Source organism: Nitrosovibrio sp. Nv17, assembly GCF_900119085.1.
Taxonomy (GTDB): Bacteria; Pseudomonadota; Gammaproteobacteria; order Burkholderiales; family Nitrosomonadaceae; genus Nitrosospira.
The window spans coordinates 53,394-69,487 of record NZ_FPIQ01000003.1 but is presented as its reverse complement, the minus strand read 5'-3'; the positions used below and the strand labels follow the sequence as shown (position 1 = coordinate 69,487).

The following is a 16,094-nucleotide window of genomic DNA, read 5'->3' as shown; positions in this document are numbered from 1 at the left end:
CGCTACTCCTTGGCACCGTCATCAACCTTGTTCTGCTTGCGGTGCATAGTGCAGTTGCCCACGACGCGCCTCAAAGCACGGGCGTGGTTGCCTGGATTCTTCGGCGTGCTCCATACACTGGTAATGCAGAACTCACCGCAGCGGCATTCCTCATCGTTGTACGGGCAATAAATCCGGCCCCAGGCATGGCTGCCGCCGACTTCGATGCGCCAACCCTGCCCTTCAGCGTGCCTGAGAGCTTCCTCGACCTCTTTTTTTGGATGAGAAGGACGGGGCATCTGTAGTTTCCAGTATGGGGACAACCGGCAAGGTTGTCAAGTGACAACCTTGCCGGTTGTTAACCGATCGCACTCAGTGCCGGCACGGCCACATTCTTCGGCACCAGCTTCGGCATGTCGGTCTGGCGGTACCGCTCCCCAGAAAGACGTTCCGTCACTCCCACTCTATCGTCGCGGGAGGCTTGCCTGATATGTCGTAGACCACGCGGTTGATGCCGCGAACCTCATTGACGATGCGGTTGGATATGCGGGCGAGCAGGGAGTAGGGCAGTTCCACCCAGTGGGCGGTCATGAAGTCTTCCGTCTTCACCACGCGCAGTGCCACGACGTATTCGTAGGTGCGGCCGTCGCCCATCACGCCCACGGATTTGACCGGCAGGAACACGGCGAACGCCTGTGACGCCTGTTCGTACCAGCCGGCGGCGCGCAGCTCCTCGATGAAGATGGCATCGGCGCGGCGCAGCAGGTCGGCGTATTCGCGCCTGACTTCACCCAGGATGCGAACGCCTAGGCCCGGGCCGGGGAAGGGGTGGCGGTAGACCAGGTCGTGCGGCAGGCCCAGGGCGATGCCGAGTTCGCGCACTTCGTCCTTGAAGAGCTCGCGCAGGGGTTCCAGCAGCTTGAGGTGCAGCGTATCGGGCAGGCCGCCGACGTTGTGGTGGGACTTGATGGTGTGGGCCTTCTTGGTCTTGCCGCCCGCCGACTCGATCACGTCGGGATAGATGGTCCCCTGGGCGAGCCAGCGTGCGCCGGTGATCTTCGCGGCTTCGCGCTGGAATACCTCGACGAACTCCCGTCCGATGATGCGGCGCTTTTGCTCGGGATCGGCCACGCCGCTCAGGTGATCTAGGAACGCCTCACTGGCGTCCACGTGGATGACCTTCACGCCGAGGCTGCGGCCGAAGGTTTCCATGACCTGCTTGGCCTCGTCCAGGCGCAGCAGGCCGTTGTCGACGAACACACAGCTGAGCTGTTCGCCGATGGCGCGCTGGATGAGCGCCGCCGCGACCGCCGAGTCGACTCCGCCGGAGAGGCCGAGGATTACCTCGTCCGTTCCTACCGTGGAGCGGATCCGGTCGATGGCCTCCTGCATGAAGTCGGGCATGGTCCAGTCGTGGCCGACGCCGCATATGCCGTGCACGAAGCGCTCGAGGATGGCCCTTCCCTGTGGGGTGTGGGTGACCTCGGGGTGGAACTGCAGGCCGTAGAAACGGCGGGCCTCGTCTGCCATGGCGGCGTGGGGCGTGGCGGCGTTGCAGGCCATGACCCGGAAGCCCGGCGGAAGCACGGCGACCTTGTCCCCATGGCTCATCCATACGTCCAACGCCGGGCTATGGCCGGGCAGGGTACGGTCCTGGATGCCGCGCAGCAGCGTGGCATCCCCCTGGATTTCGATCTCGGCATGGCCGAATTCACGGATATCCGATGTTTCCACGCCTCCGCCCAGCTGGGCCGCCATGGTCTGCATGCCGTAGCAGATGCCGAGGACGGGTACTCCCAGCTCGAAGACCGCCTGCGGCGCGCGCAGAGTGTGGTCCACCGTGGCGGAGTCCGGCCCGCCGGAGAGGATGACGCCCTGCGGGGCGAAGTCCGTGACGAATGCAGCATCGACGTCGCAGGGATGGATCTCGCAGTAGGCATGCGTTTCGCGGATGCGGCGCGCGATCAGCTGGGTGTATTGGGAACCGAAGTCGAGGATCAGTATCTTCTGGTGCATGGGAATGGCTTCAGTGGCGGATGCGGTGGTGCGGGCCACAGGCGGCGCGCCGGATTCAGGTCCAGCGTGCCTCAGTCGACGTGATAGTTCGGCGCTTCCTTGGTGATCTGCACGTTGTGGACGTGGGATTCGCGGATGCCGGCGGAGGTGATTTCGATGAACTCGGCCTTGGCGTGCACTTCCTCGATGGTCTTGCAGCCCAGGTAGCCCATGCCGGAGCGGATGCCGCCTATGAGCTGGTGGATGACGGCGATGGCGCTGCCCTTGAAGGGCACGCGGCCCTCCACGCCTTCGGGCACCAGTTTCTCGGTATCCTGCCCGGCCTCTTGGAAGTAGCGGTCGCTTGAGCCCTGCTGCATCGCGGAAAGCGAGCCCATGCCGCGGTAGGTCTTGTACGAGCGCCCCTGGAAGAGTTCGATCTCGCCGGGCGCCTCCTCCGTGCCGGCGAACAGGCCGCCCAGCATGGCGCAGCTCGCGCCGGCTGCTATGGCCTTGGTGATGTCGCCGGAGTAGCGGATACCGCCGTCGGCGATGAGTGGGATGCCGGTACCCGCCAGCGCCTTCGATACGTTCTTGATGGCGGTGATCTGCGGCACGCCCACCCCGGCGACCACGCGTGTGGTGCAGATGGAGCCGGGGCCGATGCCCACCTTCACGCCGTCGGCGCCGTGGTCGGCCAGCGCCCGGGCGGCGTCGGCGGTGGCGATGTTGCCGCCAATCACCTGGATGGCGGGGAAATGCTGCTTGACCCATTGCACCCGTTCGAGCACGCTGCGCGAGTGACCGTGGGCGGTGTCCACCACGATCACGTCCACGCCGGCCTCGGCCAGGGCCTGCGCGCGCTCGTCGCTGCCGTCGCCCACGCCGATCGCGGCGCCCACGCGCAGGCGGCCGAAGTCGTCCTTGCAGGCGTCGGGGTGCTCCGACGTGCGGATGATGTCCTTGACGGTGATGAGCCCGCGCAATTCGAAGTCGTCGTTCACGACCAGCACCCGCTCCAGCCGGTGCTTGTGCAGCAGCGCCATGGCCTCCTCGCGGGTGGCGCCTTCCCGAACGGTGACGAGGCGTTCCTTGAGCGTCATGATGTTGCCGATCGGCTGGTCCAGATTGGTCTCGAAGCGCAGGTCGCGGTTGGTGACGATGCCCACCACCTTCGATCCCTGCACCACGGGCAGGCCGGAGATGCGGTAGCGGTGGATGAGCTCGAGCACCTCGCGCACGGTCATCTCCGGGGGGATGGTGATGGGCTCCTTCACCACGCCGCTTTCGAAGCGCTTGACCCGGGCGACGTGGGCGGCCTGGTCCGCGATCGGCATGTTCTTGTGCACGATGCCGATGCCGCCTTCCTGCGCGATGGCGATGGCAAGCCGCGAATCGGTCACCGTGTCCATGGCGGCGGAGACCAGTGGGATGTTGAGGGAGATGGAGCGGGTGAGGCGGGTGGCGAGGTGGACGTTGCGCGGCAGGACTTCGGAATGGGCGGGGAGCAGCAGGACGTCGTCGAAAGTCAGGGCTTTTTCAACCAGTCGCATGATCGATTCCTTGGCAAAGCGACATTATATAGCGAAACCCGACCGGGTGCGGGGCCTGGACGGCGACGGGCTCATCCGGTATCGGCAATCCTTCTCTTCTTTGCCGCGCGCTCCGATCGTTTCCGGCGCGCTTCCTTGGGGTCGATGCGCAGCGGCCGGTAGATTTCCACGCGATCGCGATCGCGCAGGATAGTGTCGGGGTCCACCAGCTTGCCGAAGACGCCGATACGGTTGCATGCCAGGTCGATCTCCGGGCACAGGTCGAGGATGCCGCAACGCTCCACCGCCTGCCACGCCGTGGCGCCCGCCGGCAGGCGCAGCCGCCTGACGTGCGCGCCGTGCGGCAGCGCATAGACCACCTCGACCTCCAGGGTGGCCTCAGGAGCTGTCGTAGACGGATTCGGCACGGGCGATGAACGCCTCCACGAAGCTGTTGGCGATCATGTAGAACACCGGCCCGACCAGCTTCTCCAGGAACGCGTGGGCGAAGGTGTAGTGCAGGCGAAACTCGATCTTGCAGGCGTCCTCGGCCAGGGGAATGAAGCGCCAGTGGCCGTCCAGGTGCTGGAAGGGGCCGTCGAGCAGCGTCATGTTGATCAGCTCCGGCGGGGTGCGGGTATTCTCGGTGGTGAAGCTGTGCTTGATGTGGTGGTAGTCGATCATGACGGTCGCGTGCACGGTGGCCTCGTCCTTCTGGACGACGGACGAGCCGCCGCACCATGGCAGGAAATCCGGGTATTTCTCGACCGCGTCGACCAGGTCGAACATCTGCCTGGCGGAATAGCCGACCAGCACCGATTTTTCTATCTCAGCCATGGATTCGGCCCGGGCGCGGCGCCAGTCGGCGGATGCCGGGCAAAACTGCTAAAATACAGGAAACCCGGGCCGAACTCACTTCTTTTTCCCCTCTCCATGAGCATCGTCCAGAACAGAAAAGCCTTTCATGATTATTTCATCGAGGAAAAATACGAGGCAGGGGTGGTCTTCGAAGGCTGGGAGGTCAAGGCGATCCGTGCCGCGAGGGTGGAGATAAAGGAATCGTACGTCATCATCCGCAAGGGCGAGCTGTTCCTCATCGGTTGCCACATCAGCCCGCTGCCCACCGCATCCACCCACGTCCATCCCGATCCGGTGCGTACCCGCAAGCTGCTGCTGCACGAGGAGGAGATCACGCGCCTCATCGGCAAGGTGGAGCGCGCCGGATATACCCTGATCCCGCTGGACATGCACTACAAGAGCGGAAAGATCAAGCTCGAGATCGGTCTGGCCAAGGGGAAGAAGCTGCATGACAAACGGGAATCTGAGAAGCAGAAGGAATGGTTGCGCGACAAGCAGCGGCTGATGCGTGCACGATGATGCCTCCGCGGGTCATGATCCTCATGATTCGAGTGCTGCTGTCGTGAATTTTTTGTACGAGCCGTTTATTTTATCATGCAAAAATCCATCGCCGCCTGGTTGTTGATCTGCTGCGCCCTGGTGTTCGCCATGGTGGTGGTCGGCGGCGTCACGCGGCTCACCGATTCCGGGCTATCCATCGTCGAGTGGCAGCCCATCGTCGGAACGCTGCCGCCCCTCAGCCAGGCGGACTGGGACGTACTGTTCGAGAAGTATCACCAGACGCCCCAGTACCAGAAAATCAACCTCGGCATGAGCCTGGAGGAATTCAAGGGCATTTTCTGGTGGGAATACTTCCATCGTCTGCTCGGACGCGTGATCGGGCTGGCCTATTTCCTGCCCTTCGCGTATTTCGTTGCGCGCCGGGGGATAGACGGCCCCCTGGGGATGAAGCTCACGGGCATTCTCGTCCTGGGCGGGCTGCAGGGTGCGATGGGATGGTACATGGTCAAGAGCGGCCTGGTGGACAATCCCAGCGTCAGCCAGTACCGCCTGACCGCCCACCTGGGCCTTGCATTCATCATTTACGCCGCCATGTTCCGGGTGGCGCTGGATCTGCTGTACCCGGTGGGCATATCGGATGGGAGCATCCGGCTGCGGCGCCTGCAGCGCTTTTCCGTGGGGTTGACGGCGCTCATCTTCGTCATGATCCTGTCGGGAGGATTCGTCGCGGGCATCCACGCGGGCCGGGCTTACAACACCTTCCCGCTGATGAACGGGCACGTGGTGCCGCCGGAAATCTTCATGCTGGAGCCGTGGTACCGCAATTTCTTCGAGAACGTCGCCACGGTGCAGTTCGATCACCGCCTGATCGCATGGACCCTCGCGATCCTGATCCCGCTCTTCTGGTTCAAATCGAGGAGCCTGCCGCTGCCGGGCTCGGCGCGGCTTGCCTGCAACCTGCTCCTGGCCATGCTGGCGATACAGGTCAGCCTGGGCATTGCCACGCTGCTGCTGGTGGTGCCGCTGCATCTGGCGGCGGCGCACCAGGCAGGTGCGCTGCTGCTGTTCACTGCCGCGCTCTGGACCAACCACCGGCTGCGCTGAGCCGGGACCGGCAGCGCTTCATTCGAGGGTCGATGGGAAGGGGCCCTGCCGGGGGGTGAGGATTGCCCGCCCTGGGCGCCTGTCAGCGGCTGACCGCGACAGCAGGGCGCTGTCCTTCCGGCGAGATCAGGGCAGGGCCTGGTCGATGACCACGCTGATCCCCGACGCACCGATGCGTATGGGCCGGCTGAGTCCCTGGAGATCGCCGCTCTGCGGCATGGGGGAGCCCGATTTCGAGATCCTGGCGCCGACCACCATTTCCTCGGAGAAGGTGGACAGCTGCACGCCGGAGCGAGCCATGGAGTCGTTCAGCGTGAAGCTGGCCGGCAGATCCTTGACCTGCAGGCGCAGGGTTGCCAGCGGCGCCTTCGGCCCCGATTTGGCGCGGGCGAAGATGTAGAGGCTGTCGTTCGGCGACGCCTTCCCGGCCATGGCGGGCGCCAGCGTCACGCTGCCCGACAGGGTGCCTCCGCCCGGCCCCGGTGCGGCGGCACCCGCGCCTCCGCTCGAAGCGGGGGGGGATGCGGCAGGCGCCTGTGCCATGATGCTGCCCTTTCCAGCCGCCAGCGACCGGGCCTCCGCGATGCTGTTCTTGACCGATTGCGCCAGCTCGGAGTCCGGCGGAACCAGTGCCAGCAGTTGTTCCCAGTAGTCCGCGGCGCGGCCGAACTTCTCCTGTTCGAACTCGGCTGTCCCTGCCAGCGCCAGCGCCTTGGGGTTGCGCGGATCGAGGCGCAGCGCCCGGTCGATCAACTCCCGGGGCTGTCCCACCAGGCTGCCGTTGTTGGTCATGGCGACGACATCGGCATAGTCTGTGATGAGTCCCGCATCCTCGGGCGACAGGGCGAGCGCCTTTTCGTAAGCTTCCTTGGCCTCATGGAAGCGCTGCATGATTCCGTAGGTGCGCGCCAGCATGGTCCAGCCTTCCGCATCCTCCGGATGTTCCGCAAGGCGCGCGGTCAGGTTGTCCAGCACCGAGGAGAAGTTCGGGTGGCCGCCGTCGTCCGCCAGCGGCATGTGCTCGGCGGGTACCTGGGGCACGAGTCCCCGCGTGTCGCCCACCCAGAGGTAGAGCGAGATCGCCAGGATCGGGATCGCGAGGACGATGACGGCGGTGGTCGCCACGTTGCCCCGGTTTCCCGGAGCAAGCATGGCGCCGGCCGCACCGGCCTCTGGAATGTCTTCCAGCATGCGCTGCTGCAATTCCTGCTTGCTGGATTCGTACTGCTCGCGCGTGAGGATATCGCTGCGCAGGTCGCTTTCGAGTTCAGCCAGTTGATCGCGGTAGATATTGATGTTGGTTGCGTCGCGTTCCGTATTGAGGGAGGGATTTTTCCTCTTCAACAGCGTAGGCAGCACGAACAGCAGCGCACCGACGATGAATACGCCGGCTACGACCCAGAATGTCGTCATTCGTCGCGGCCCTTGCCTTTCTCCAGCAGGGCTTCAGCCTGCCTGCGCTGGTCTTCCGACAGGGTGGAGTCCGCGACCCGCCGGTTGCGGCGCTTGAGGTAGACGAACAGCATGATCGAGCCTCCCAGCAGGAAGATGAAGGGGCCGGTCCACAGGAGCAGCGTCGTGGGTTTGAGGGGAGGGCGGTACAGCACGAAGTCGCCGTAGCGGGCGACCAGGAAGTCGACGATCTCCTTGTCGCTCTTGTCCGCCTTCATCTGTTCGCGGATTTCGCGCCGGAGGTCGTTGGCGAAGTCGGCGCGCGAGGCGGCGAGGGATTCGTTCTGGCATACCAGGCAGCGCAGATCCTCGCTCAGCGCGAGCATGCGCCGTTCCAGCTCGGGATCTTCCGCCACCGGCACGGCCTCCTTCGCCCAGCCCGCGGGGAGGGCAAGCAGGAGGCAAGCCAGCAGGAGAATACGGGCAAGCCTGGCCTGACAGGCTGTCAGCATATCGGGTAGATTTTGGGGGCGACGGCGGACCCGGGGCGCAATGGCCATGCCGGGCTCATCCCTGCAGCTCGCGCACCAGCGGCAGGATCTTGGTCTCCAGCGCCTCCACCGTGACCGGGCCGATCTGCTTGTAGCGAATGACGCCTTCCTTGTCGATGACGTAGGTCTCGGGCACGCCGTAGACGCCGTATTCGATGCCCATCCTGCCTTCCGGGTCGCGCGCGCTGGCAGCGTAGGGATCTCCGAACTGCTGCAGCCACTGCAAGGCCAGGTCGCGCTCATCCTTGTAGTTGAGGCCGTAGACCGGCACGATGCCGGACCTGGCCAGTTCGACCAGAACCGGATGCTCGTCGCGGCACGACACGCACCACGACGCCCAGACGTTCAGCAGCCACACCTTTCCCAGGTTGTCGCGGGAGGCGATCGTCTTCCCCGGCTGGTGCAACTCTTCCAGCTGGAATTCGGGGGCGGGCTTGCCGATCAGCGGCGAGGGCACCTGGCGTGGATTGAGCCCAAGCCCGACCAGCAGGAATCCCACCAGCACGATGAACGCCACCAATGGCAGGAGGAAGCGCGTCATGCCTTCCTGCCTCCCGGGATGAGGGGGCCTGCGGAAACCTTCCGGTGGACGGGGATGAGCGGGCCTGAGGGAGCCGCCCTCTTGCCAGGCCGGGGCCGCGCCTCGGCGCTGGGGGCGTCATCCGCACCGCCGCGCTGCTTGCGCACAGCGAGCCGGTAGCGCCGGTCGGATACCGCCAGCATGCCTCCGAAGGCCATCAGCATGCATCCGAACCAGATCCAGTCCACGAAGGGCTTATGGTAGACCCGCACGATCCAGGCACCGTTTTCCAGCGGCTCTCCCAGGGCGACGTAGAGATCGCGCAGGATGCCCGTATCGATCGCGGCTTCCGTCATGGCCATGCCCGAGGCGGTGTAGGTGCGTTTTTCCGGCTCCAGGGTGCGGATTTTCTCGCCGTTGCGCAGCACCTCGACGTCGCCCATGTCCGACATGTAGTTGGGTCCGGCCACTTTCCTCGATCCGTTGAAGCGGAAGGTGTAGCCGCCGACCTCGACGGTGTCGCCGATGTCCATGCGCACGTCCTTTTCCGTCTCGTAGCTGCCGACCAGCGTGACGCCGATGATGAACACGGCGATGCCCAGGTGGGCGGCGTGCATGCCGTAGTAGCTGCGGGACTGCGCCGCCAGCTTGGCGAACAGGCCCTGCTTGCCGCTGCTGCGGATGCGCTGGGTGATGCTGACCACGATGGTGGCGATGACCCAGAACGCCAGCAGCAGTCCGAAGCTGGCCCAGGGCTTCCATTCGCCCATGGCCAGCGGTGCCAGCAGCGCGGTGACGAGGCTGACGGCCGCCGCCCAGCGCAGGCGTACCGCCAGTTCCGGCAGGCTGGCCTGCTTCCAGCGTGCGAACGGCCCGACCCCGATCAGAAAGATCGCCGGCGTCATCAGGGGAATGAACACGGCCTCGAAGTAGGGCGGGCCCACCGACAGCTTGCCGAGTTCGAGAGTATCCATGATGAGCGGGTAAAGGGTCCCGAGCAGCACGCTGCCCGCAGCCACCATCATCAGCAGATTGTTGGCCAGCAGCATGGATTCCCGGGAGACGGCGTCGAACTTTCCGCCCAGGCCGACCTTGGGCGCCCGCCAGGCGAACAGCAGCAACGAACTGCCCACCACCAGCACCAGGAAGCCGAGGATGAAGATGCCGCGCTTGGGATCGGTGGCGAAGGCGTGCACGGAGGTCAATACCCCAGAGCGCACCAGGAAGGTGCCCAGCAGGCTCAGGGAAAAGGCACAGATCGCCAGCAGCACCGTCCAGCTCTTGAAGCTGCCGCGCTTCTCGGTGACTGCCAGGGAATGCACCAGCGCGGTACCCACCAGCCATGGCATGAAGGAGGCATTCTCGACCGGATCCCAGAACCACCAGCCGCCCCAGCCCAGTTCGTAGTAGGCCCACCAGCTCCCCATCATGATGCCGATGGTGAGGAACAGCCAGGCAACGGTGGTCCAGGGGCGCGACCAGCGTGCCCAGGTGGCGTCCATATGCCCGCTGAGCAGTGCGGAGATGGCGAAGGCGAAGGCGACCGAGAAACCGACGTAGCCCATGTAGAGCATGGGCGGGTGGCAGACCATGCCTGGATCCTGGAGCAGGGGATTGAGGTCGCTGCCTTCGGGCACGCCCGGCAGGATGCGCTCGAAGGGATTGGAGGTCAGCAGCAGGAAGAGCAGGAAGCCCACGCTGATGAGCCCCATGACCCCCAGCACCCGCGCCACCATGTCGTCCGGGAGGCGGCGGCTGAAGATGCTGACCGCGAACGACCATCCCGCCAGCATGAATACCCACAGCAGCATCGAGCCTTCGTGCGAGCCCCAGGTCGCCGCGATGCGGAACTCGATCGGCAGCTTGGAATTGGAATTCTGCGCCACGTTCATCACCGAGAAGTCATTGTTGGCGAACGAGTAGGCGAGGCAGAAGAACGCGATGGCGATGAATACGAATTGCCCCTGTACCGCGGGCCGGGCCAGGGCGATCCACGAGGGGATGCCGCGGGCGGCGCCGATGATGGGCAGGGTACCCTGGATGAGCGCCAGGAGCAGCGCGAGGATCAGGGCAAAGTTACCGAGCTCTGGGATCATGGTCTGGAGGTGGTGAGGGATTGAAGAAGCGGGCGGCACCATGCCTGCCCCGGTTCACAGTAGGAAAGCATCTTCTCGGGTTGTGCCTATTGCATCATGACCGTCTTGCGGGCCTTTTCCGCCTGTTCCAGCGCGCTCGCCGCTTCCGGCGGCATGTAGTTCTCGTCGTGCTTGGCCAGCACCTCGTCGGCAAGGAAGAGGCCGTTGGCCGTCAGCTTGCCCTGGGCCACCACGCCCTTGCCCTCCTTGAAGAGATCGGGAAGGATGCCGGTGTAGGCGACTGGGATCGCCTTGGCGGTATCGGTCACCACGAAATTCACCGTCACGCCGTCGGCCATGCGCCGGATGCTGCCTTCCTCCACCAGTCCGCCGATGCGGAAGCTCCTGCCCACCGGCGCCTCGTTGGCCGCCACCTGGCTGGGGCTGAAGAAGAACACCAGGTTGCTCTGGAACGCGTTCAGCACCAGGATGGATGCCACGCCCAGCGCCGTTACGCCGGATGCGATGACTGCCAGTTTCCTATGACGTGGCTTCATTTTTCTTCTCTTGTGTGGTTGTGGTTGACTCATGACTCAGACTGAGATGCCGCAGCAAAGTTCGTTTGCGGCTGGAGAGCGCGATGACCTCGCCCACGATGCAGACGAGCGTCACGGCGTAGGATCCCCACACGTAGAGGCCGTATCCTCCCATGTCGAGGAAGTGCGACAGGCTGTCCCAATTCATCGCGCGACCTCCGGCAGCGCTCCCACCCAGGCCGTGTGGCGTTCGCGCTCCAGGATGATGGCGCGCGTGCGCATCAGCACCACGGCGATGGCATATGCCCAGCATGCGAGCGACATGATGAGCATGCCAGTGAGCATGGTCGTGGCCATCTTCGGCGACTGGGTCAGGCTGACGGTGGCGCCCTGGTGCAGGGTGTTCCACCATTTCACCGAGAAGTAGATGATGGGCACGTTGATCACGCCGACCAGCGCGATCATCGCCCCGGCCTTGTCGGCACGGCGGGGATCGTCGATCGCCGCCTGCAGCGACATGAAGCCGATGTAGAGGAACAGCAGGATCAGTTCCGAGGTGAGCCGCGCGTCCCACACCCACCATGCGCCCCACATCGGCTTGCCCCACAGGGCGCCGGTCCACAGGGCGAGAAAGGTGAACATCGCGCCGGTCGGCGCGATGGCCGTCGCCACCATGGAGGAGAGCCGCGTATTGAAGGCGAGCCCTATCCCCGACCACATGGCCATCACGACGTACAGGAACATGGACATCCATGCGGCGGGGACATGGACGAAGATGATGCGGTAGGCTTCCCCCTGCTGGAAGTCGGTGGGAGCGACGAAGAATCCTATGTAGAGGCCTATCGCGCACAGCACGATGGCGGCGATCGAAAACCATGGAATCATCCTGCCCGCCAGCACGTAGAAACTCGCCGGAGAGGAATACTTGAACCAGTTTATCGCCATATTAAAGAAGTATGCGCTCCTTCGTTCACACGCCTTCCGCTGCCCATCCGGTTGTCCGGCCGATCGGCTCGCAACGCGTGCAACTCATAATTTTAACCTAAAAACCATGAATCCAGAACCGGTTTCTGTGGATCGGAAACAGGGAATATGGAGGGCCATTCCGTGAAGGCTGGAGGTCCACATCGGGAAATGCTGTGCAGGTGGGCAGAGTGAATAGAGTGAATTCGGCGGATTCCATGGCACACACCGCCGAATATGGTACAAAACAAGAATGCGGCTCCTCGAAGAACCGCATGAAATGGCGCGCCCGAGAGGACAAACTTCGGGATGAGTTGATTGACTGGAATGCCCGTCTTGAACGTTGCTTCCAGGCTCCACTTAGCCAAGAAAGCGGGCTTGCAGTTCAACCATGAGGGCGTATAATTAAATATCTATTATTAATAGTTAGTGGATATCAGCCATGCCTATTAGCGTAGCTCTCGGTAATCACTTCGAGGAATTCATCAAGGAACAGCTTGAGTCAGGACGTTTCAACAACGTCAGCGAGGTCGTGCGCGCCGGATTAAGGTTGCTTGAGGACGAGGAAAAGCTGCGTCAGATTCGTCACGCGGAACTCAAGGCTGCAATTCAAGAAGGGATCGACAGCGAAGATGCCGGCACGATTGAAGAAGTCATAGCCAGAAACCGTGCGCGGCGGCAGGCACGGGCGGCGCAGAACAAGTAATGCGCGTCCGCCTGTCGCGCTGGGCGGAGACGGATCTCATCGAGATAACGGACTTCATCGCTCTCGATAACCCCAAACGCGCCAGCGAGTTTGAAGATGAACTGCTTGAACACGCGCACAAGATTGCCCACGCACCGCTCGGCTACGTCGAACGGCCAGAGCTGAAAAAAGGGATTCGGTCCTGCGCTCACGGCGCCTACGTCATTTTCTTCAAGGGTGTACGTATCGAACGTATCCTGCATGGTGCGCGCGATCTGGGACCGCTGCTGAACCAGTAAACAGGCTGCAGAAGTGGCCCACATGGCGCAAGGCGCGTGAATCCGTCAAATTGACTCTGCCTGCAGCCAGATTCGCTGAGCAACAGCGCGGGCGCTGCAACACAGCCTAGAATCAGTCTCAGAACCAAAGCCAGATGGCTGAGACCCGTGCAAGTAGGGGCGGATCGCGAGAGCCCCAGAGCGTCCGTCCGGCAAGGGACGGACCACGTGACTTATTGATCTTCAATCATTTTTAAACCATTGTAAGGTTTTTGCATACGTGTCATCTGGGGCGGCCGGTCGATGGATTGTGGCGAGCTAATCGGAATCATCAGCGAACGTCCGCGCAACTTCGCTTGGCTTCTAGGCGCTGGTGCATCACGGCCGGCAGGTCTTCCGACCGCCACCGACGTCCTTTGTGGGACCTCAAGCGGCGCTACTACTGCCGCTCCGAGAACCAGGATATCTCTCAACAGGATGTTCAGAACCGAGCTATACGCGAGAAAATCCAGTCGTTCATGGCATCGAAGGCTTCCCTGAGCCTTGGGCGGACAACGAATATACGGCCTACTTTGAGAAAATATTCGGCGACGACCGCGAGCGGCAGAATGCCTACCTTCAAAAGATTCTCTCAGAGGACCGCGTATCGCTGTCCGTCGGAAACCGGGCGCTCGGGGCGCTCAACGCCATGGGCGAGGCACGCGCCCGTTTTTACGACCAATTTCGACACCGTGTTGGAGAAGGCCGTTGCGGAAGTATCGGGACGCCCGCTCGCCGCGTTTCACATCGAGGGTTCCTACGCCGCGAACGACGTGCTCAGCAACGAGCAGTATCCGATCTACTGCAAGCTGCACGGCGATTTTCGCTACCAGAGCGTCAAGAACCTCTCCGCCGACCTCAAAGCCCAGGACGACGAGCTGGGCAAATGTCTTGTTGCGCCCGGCACCGGCGCTGTTCCGCGTCACACGGGCAATGTTCAAAGACATCTGGAACCGGCGCCTTGCGACGGCGGAAACCAGCAGAAGCGGCCTGGAAACCGAGCTGGCGAAAGTCGAGCGCGACGTTGAGCAGTTCCTCGACCGGATCGCGCAGGCGCAACTGCCTTCGGTCATCGCCGCCTACGAAAACCGCATCCGCCGACTCGAAGAACGGAAGATCGAGATCAGCGAGAGAATCGCGAACTGCGGCCGTCCGCTACGCAGCTTCGACGAAGCACTTAGAACTTCGCTCGACTTCCTGGCAAACCCCTGGAATCTCTGGGCGTCGGAGCGCCTGGAGCACAAAAAAGCGATACTGAAACTGGCCTTCGCCGACCGGCTGGCCTACGTCCGGGATAAGGGGTTTAGAACTCCCGATCTCGCCTTATCTTTCAAGGTCTCAGCGGACATCAGAAGCTCCAAAAGCAAATTGGCGCGCCCGGCAGGATTCGAACCCACGACCCCTTGGTTCGTAGCCAAGTACTCTATCCAACTGAGCTACGGGCGCTTGAGAGTGAAACAGGTTTGAGTGTAATTGTGTTAACTTTACTCCAGATTGCCATGATGATTATATCAGACTGGCCGGCTGCCGAGTGCAAAGTGTCTTTTGCTCCGGGCATGCCGGGATGAGGGATGGATGGGGTTAGGGGGTGGCGATGCCCGAGGGCGTTGTCCATGGATGCACGGTTCGCTGCGGGCTCGCGTCGGGTTCACCGGGTGGGTTGCCTGACGGCACGGGAGGAAGGTATGGATCGAGTCTCGGGCGCCATCATGGGTGCCCTGGTTGGCGATGCGCTCGGGCTGGGGTGCCATTGGTACTATGACCTGGACGAGATGCGCAGGGACCACGGTCCCTGGATCGATGGCTACACCACTCCGAAACCGGGGCGCTACCACGATGGCATGCGCGCGGGCCAGCTTTCCCAGACGGGGCTGATCCTCGTCATGCTGCTGCGCTCGGTGGCGGAGCATGGCGCGTACCGCGAGGCGGATTTCACCCGCAGGCTCGACGAGGAGCTGTTTCCACTGCTGGATGGCACGCCCGTGTGCGGGCCGGGCGGATACACCAGCCAGTCGATACGAGAAGCGTACCGCAGGCGGGTGGAGCAGGGGAAATCATGGCGCGAGACGGGCGGGCATGCGGACACCACGGAGGCGGCGGAACGCTGCGTGGTGCTGGCGGCGCATCACGCGCTTGATCCGCGCCGGGTCGCCGAGACGGTATCCGCCAATTGCCTGCTCACCCAGGGGGACGAGGCCGTGGTCGCCATGACGACCGCCTACAACGTGATTCTTTCGCGGCTGGTCGCGGGTGAACGGCTGACGCCGGCGCTGTCGGACGCGCTCATGCAACGGGTGCACGACGGCGAATTGCCGTTCCATGCCGTGACCGGCGACGATCTTGCCCCGCCCCGTCCCGGCGACCCCGATCCGCCGCGCGCGGGCCGTTTTTCCTCGCCGGATGCGCTGCTGACGCCGCATTACATGGCACTTTCCGCGTTCGATCCGGATATCCGCATCGAGCCCGCGTGGAAGGTTTCCCTCGTCTACGGCATGCCCTGTGCCATCTACCACCAGCTTCCCGCGGCCTACTACCTCGCGGCGCGCTTTTCCGACGACTTCGAGTCCGCCGTGCTGCATGCCGTCAACGGCGGCGGGCAGAACATGTCGCGCGCATTGCTGACCGGCGCCCTGGTCGGTGCGCAGGTTGGACTCGAAGGCATTCCGGCGCGCTTTCTGGATGGGCTGGAAAATGGGAAGGAGTTGCTCGCGCTTGCCGGAAGAATCGGAGATGCGCGCGCGGGACGGTGATTTCCGGTCATGATAGTGGACGCACACACCGACTCGGGGCACAATAGGGATATCGGAAGATATGTGCGGTACTCTTGAAGATTCCGGATGGATTGTAGATAATATGATGATTGTCAAGGAATAGTTTTGTGTTTGGCAGGCCGCCCGCATGGGGCGGCAGGTGCCGGGTCTTTGGTTTTTTTATGGCGGGCCTCCCCGCATTGCATGGTAGTGAACCTGGTCAGGTCCGGAAGGAAGCAGCCACAGCTATTTCCTGCAAGTGCCGGGGGTTGGGCTCGCCACCCGTTTTCTCAAGAGGATGAACAGGGCCGAATCGGTATCGCAGCGGCTGCCGTT

Annotated in this window: 19 protein-coding genes, 1 tRNA gene and 1 other RNA gene; 8 read left to right on the top strand and 13 right to left on the bottom strand. The window is 63.2% G+C overall.

The features are described from left to right. Positions 1-2: 2 nt before the first annotated feature. From BT108_RS02980 to BT108_RS02960, 5 genes are all read right to left on the bottom strand, one after another. Entirely contained in the window at positions 3-278 is a 276-nt protein-coding gene (locus BT108_RS02980; protein WP_072293067.1) for a hypothetical protein, read from the bottom strand. 154 nt (positions 279-432) lie between these two features. After that, positions 433-1,995 (bottom strand): glutamine-hydrolyzing GMP synthase, encoded by a 1,563-nt coding sequence (gene guaA, locus BT108_RS02975; protein ID WP_072293149.1) that lies wholly within the window; start codon positions 1,993-1,995, stop codon positions 433-435. Between the two features lie 71 nt (positions 1,996-2,066). Beyond that, positions 2,067-3,527 (bottom strand): IMP dehydrogenase, encoded by a 1,461-nt coding sequence (gene guaB, locus BT108_RS02970; protein ID WP_072293066.1) that lies wholly within the window; start codon positions 3,525-3,527, stop codon positions 2,067-2,069. Positions 3,528-3,598: 71 nt separating this feature from the next. After that, positions 3,599-3,934, bottom strand: a complete 336-nt coding sequence (locus tag BT108_RS02965) for an RnfH family protein (RefSeq protein ID WP_255369586.1) — start codon at positions 3,932-3,934, stop codon at positions 3,599-3,601. After that, complete coding sequence (locus tag BT108_RS02960) at positions 3,906-4,343, bottom strand: type II toxin-antitoxin system RatA family toxin (protein WP_072293065.1); 438 nt, start codon at positions 4,341-4,343, stop codon at positions 3,906-3,908. The genes BT108_RS02965 and BT108_RS02960 overlap by 29 nt, the downstream gene beginning before the upstream one ends. Before the next feature lie 96 nt (positions 4,344-4,439). Between BT108_RS02960 and smpB the strand changes: the two genes are divergently transcribed. Beyond that, positions 4,440-4,883, top strand: a complete 444-nt coding sequence (gene smpB / locus BT108_RS02955) for an SsrA-binding protein SmpB (RefSeq protein WP_072293064.1) — start codon at positions 4,440-4,442, stop codon at positions 4,881-4,883. A 75-nt stretch (positions 4,884-4,958) separates the two neighbouring features. After that, positions 4,959-5,969 (top strand): COX15/CtaA family protein, encoded by a 1,011-nt coding sequence (locus BT108_RS02950; RefSeq protein ID WP_072293063.1) that lies wholly within the window; start codon positions 4,959-4,961, stop codon positions 5,967-5,969. Between the two features lie 126 nt (positions 5,970-6,095). Here BT108_RS02950 and ccmI read toward each other — a convergent pair whose 3' ends face one another. The 7 genes from ccmI to ccmC form a co-directional block, all read right to left on the bottom strand. Continuing rightward, entirely contained in the window at positions 6,096-7,382 is a 1,287-nt protein-coding gene (gene ccmI / locus BT108_RS02945) for a c-type cytochrome biogenesis protein CcmI (RefSeq protein ID WP_072293062.1), read from the bottom strand. Further along, a complete protein-coding gene (locus BT108_RS02940) occupies positions 7,379-7,873 on the bottom strand; it encodes a cytochrome c-type biogenesis protein (protein WP_072293061.1) in 495 nt (164 codons plus the stop codon). Before BT108_RS02940 ends, ccmI begins: the two co-directional genes overlap by 4 nt. Before the next feature lie 55 nt (positions 7,874-7,928). Then, positions 7,929-8,453, bottom strand: coding sequence for a DsbE family thiol:disulfide interchange protein (locus tag BT108_RS02935; RefSeq protein WP_072293060.1), 525 nt, complete (start codon positions 8,451-8,453; stop codon positions 7,929-7,931). Beyond that, positions 8,450-10,528: a heme lyase CcmF/NrfE family subunit gene (locus tag BT108_RS02930; protein ID WP_072293059.1), complete on the bottom strand. Its 2,079-nt coding sequence runs from the start codon at positions 10,526-10,528 to the stop codon at positions 8,450-8,452. The genes BT108_RS02935 and BT108_RS02930 overlap by 4 nt, the downstream gene beginning before the upstream one ends. Positions 10,529-10,614: 86 nt before the next feature. Next, positions 10,615-11,064: a cytochrome c maturation protein CcmE gene (ccmE, locus tag BT108_RS02925; protein ID WP_072293058.1), complete on the bottom strand. Its 450-nt coding sequence runs from the start codon at positions 11,062-11,064 to the stop codon at positions 10,615-10,617. After that, complete coding sequence (ccmD, locus tag BT108_RS02920; RefSeq protein ID WP_072293057.1) at positions 11,048-11,251, bottom strand: heme exporter protein CcmD; 204 nt, start codon at positions 11,249-11,251, stop codon at positions 11,048-11,050. The genes ccmE and ccmD overlap by 17 nt, the downstream gene beginning before the upstream one ends. Continuing rightward, positions 11,248-11,988 (bottom strand): heme ABC transporter permease CcmC, encoded by a 741-nt coding sequence (ccmC, locus tag BT108_RS02915; RefSeq protein WP_072293056.1) that lies wholly within the window; start codon positions 11,986-11,988, stop codon positions 11,248-11,250. Before ccmC ends, ccmD begins: the two co-directional genes overlap by 4 nt. A gap of 236 nt (positions 11,989-12,224) precedes the next feature. Here ccmC and BT108_RS13765 point away from each other — a divergent pair, with 236 nt between their 5' ends. The 4 genes from BT108_RS13765 (at position 12,225) to BT108_RS13920 (ending at position 14,036) form a co-directional block, all read left to right on the top strand. Then, positions 12,225-12,401 carry a hypothetical protein gene (locus tag BT108_RS13765; protein WP_177257236.1) on the top strand — a complete coding sequence of 59 codons (177 nt, stop codon included), beginning with the start codon at positions 12,225-12,227 and terminating at the stop codon, positions 12,399-12,401. Between the two features lie 47 nt (positions 12,402-12,448). Beyond that, positions 12,449-12,712, top strand: coding sequence for a type II toxin-antitoxin system ParD family antitoxin (locus tag BT108_RS02910; RefSeq protein WP_072293055.1), 264 nt, complete (start codon positions 12,449-12,451; stop codon positions 12,710-12,712). Further along, complete coding sequence (locus tag BT108_RS02905; protein WP_072293054.1) at positions 12,712-12,990, top strand: type II toxin-antitoxin system RelE/ParE family toxin; 279 nt, start codon at positions 12,712-12,714, stop codon at positions 12,988-12,990. The genes BT108_RS02910 and BT108_RS02905 overlap by 1 nt, the downstream gene beginning before the upstream one ends. Positions 12,991-13,487: 497 nt before the next feature. Continuing rightward, positions 13,488-14,036, top strand: coding sequence for an SIR2 family protein (locus tag BT108_RS13920; RefSeq protein ID WP_369816915.1), 549 nt, complete (start codon positions 13,488-13,490; stop codon positions 14,034-14,036). A gap of 341 nt (positions 14,037-14,377) precedes the next feature. On the opposite strand, the gene BT108_RS02895 is transcribed toward BT108_RS13920, so the two are convergent. Further along, positions 14,378-14,454, bottom strand: a tRNA-Arg gene (locus BT108_RS02895). Positions 14,455-14,693: 239 nt separating this feature from the next. Between BT108_RS02895 and BT108_RS02890 the strand changes: the two genes are divergently transcribed. Together BT108_RS02890 and ffs are read left to right on the top strand one after the other, a co-directional pair. Beyond that, entirely contained in the window at positions 14,694-15,758 is a 1,065-nt protein-coding gene (locus BT108_RS02890) for an ADP-ribosylglycohydrolase family protein (protein WP_072293052.1), read from the top strand. Positions 15,759-15,942: 184 nt separating this feature from the next. Further along, an RNA gene (gene ffs, locus BT108_RS02885) (signal recognition particle sRNA small type) lies at positions 15,943-16,041 on the top strand. Positions 16,042-16,094: the final 53 nt, after the last annotated feature.

What these genes read in the sequence shown, in the direction of transcription:
- BT108_RS13765 (WP_177257236.1), top strand. Translation starts at nt 12,225, where the DNA reads ATGGCACACACCGCCGAATATGGTACAAAACAAGAATGCGGCTCCTCG.
- ccmE (WP_072293058.1), bottom strand. Translation starts at nt 11,064, where the DNA reads ATGAAGCCACGTCATAGGAAACTGGCAGTCATCGCATCCGGCGTAACG.
- ccmI (WP_072293062.1), bottom strand. Translation starts at nt 7,382, where the DNA reads ATGACGACATTCTGGGTCGTAGCCGGCGTATTCATCGTCGGTGCGCTG.
- BT108_RS13920 (WP_369816915.1), top strand. Translation starts at nt 13,488, where the DNA reads ATGGCATCGAAGGCTTCCCTGAGCCTTGGGCGGACAACGAATATACGG.
- guaA (WP_072293149.1), bottom strand. Translation starts at nt 1,995, where the DNA reads ATGCACCAGAAGATACTGATCCTCGACTTCGGTTCCCAATACACCCAG.
- BT108_RS02905 (WP_072293054.1), top strand. Translation starts at nt 12,712, where the DNA reads ATGCGCGTCCGCCTGTCGCGCTGGGCGGAGACGGATCTCATCGAGATA.
- BT108_RS02890 (WP_072293052.1), top strand. Translation starts at nt 14,694, where the DNA reads ATGGATCGAGTCTCGGGCGCCATCATGGGTGCCCTGGTTGGCGATGCG.
- BT108_RS02980 (WP_072293067.1), bottom strand. Translation starts at nt 278, where the DNA reads ATGCCCCGTCCTTCTCATCCAAAAAAAGAGGTCGAGGAAGCTCTCAGG.
- smpB (WP_072293064.1), top strand. Translation starts at nt 4,440, where the DNA reads ATGAGCATCGTCCAGAACAGAAAAGCCTTTCATGATTATTTCATCGAG.
- BT108_RS02910 (WP_072293055.1), top strand. Translation starts at nt 12,449, where the DNA reads ATGCCTATTAGCGTAGCTCTCGGTAATCACTTCGAGGAATTCATCAAG.
- BT108_RS02950 (WP_072293063.1), top strand. Translation starts at nt 4,959, where the DNA reads ATGCAAAAATCCATCGCCGCCTGGTTGTTGATCTGCTGCGCCCTGGTG.
- BT108_RS02940 (WP_072293061.1), bottom strand. Translation starts at nt 7,873, where the DNA reads ATGCTGACAGCCTGTCAGGCCAGGCTTGCCCGTATTCTCCTGCTGGCT.
- BT108_RS02930 (WP_072293059.1), bottom strand. Translation starts at nt 10,528, where the DNA reads ATGATCCCAGAGCTCGGTAACTTTGCCCTGATCCTCGCGCTGCTCCTG.
- guaB (WP_072293066.1), bottom strand. Translation starts at nt 3,527, where the DNA reads ATGCGACTGGTTGAAAAAGCCCTGACTTTCGACGACGTCCTGCTGCTC.
- BT108_RS02935 (WP_072293060.1), bottom strand. Translation starts at nt 8,453, where the DNA reads ATGACGCGCTTCCTCCTGCCATTGGTGGCGTTCATCGTGCTGGTGGGA.
- ccmD (WP_072293057.1), bottom strand. Translation starts at nt 11,251, where the DNA reads ATGAATTGGGACAGCCTGTCGCACTTCCTCGACATGGGAGGATACGGC.
- ccmC (WP_072293056.1), bottom strand. Translation starts at nt 11,988, where the DNA reads ATGGCGATAAACTGGTTCAAGTATTCCTCTCCGGCGAGTTTCTACGTG.
- BT108_RS02960 (WP_072293065.1), bottom strand. Translation starts at nt 4,343, where the DNA reads ATGGCTGAGATAGAAAAATCGGTGCTGGTCGGCTATTCCGCCAGGCAG.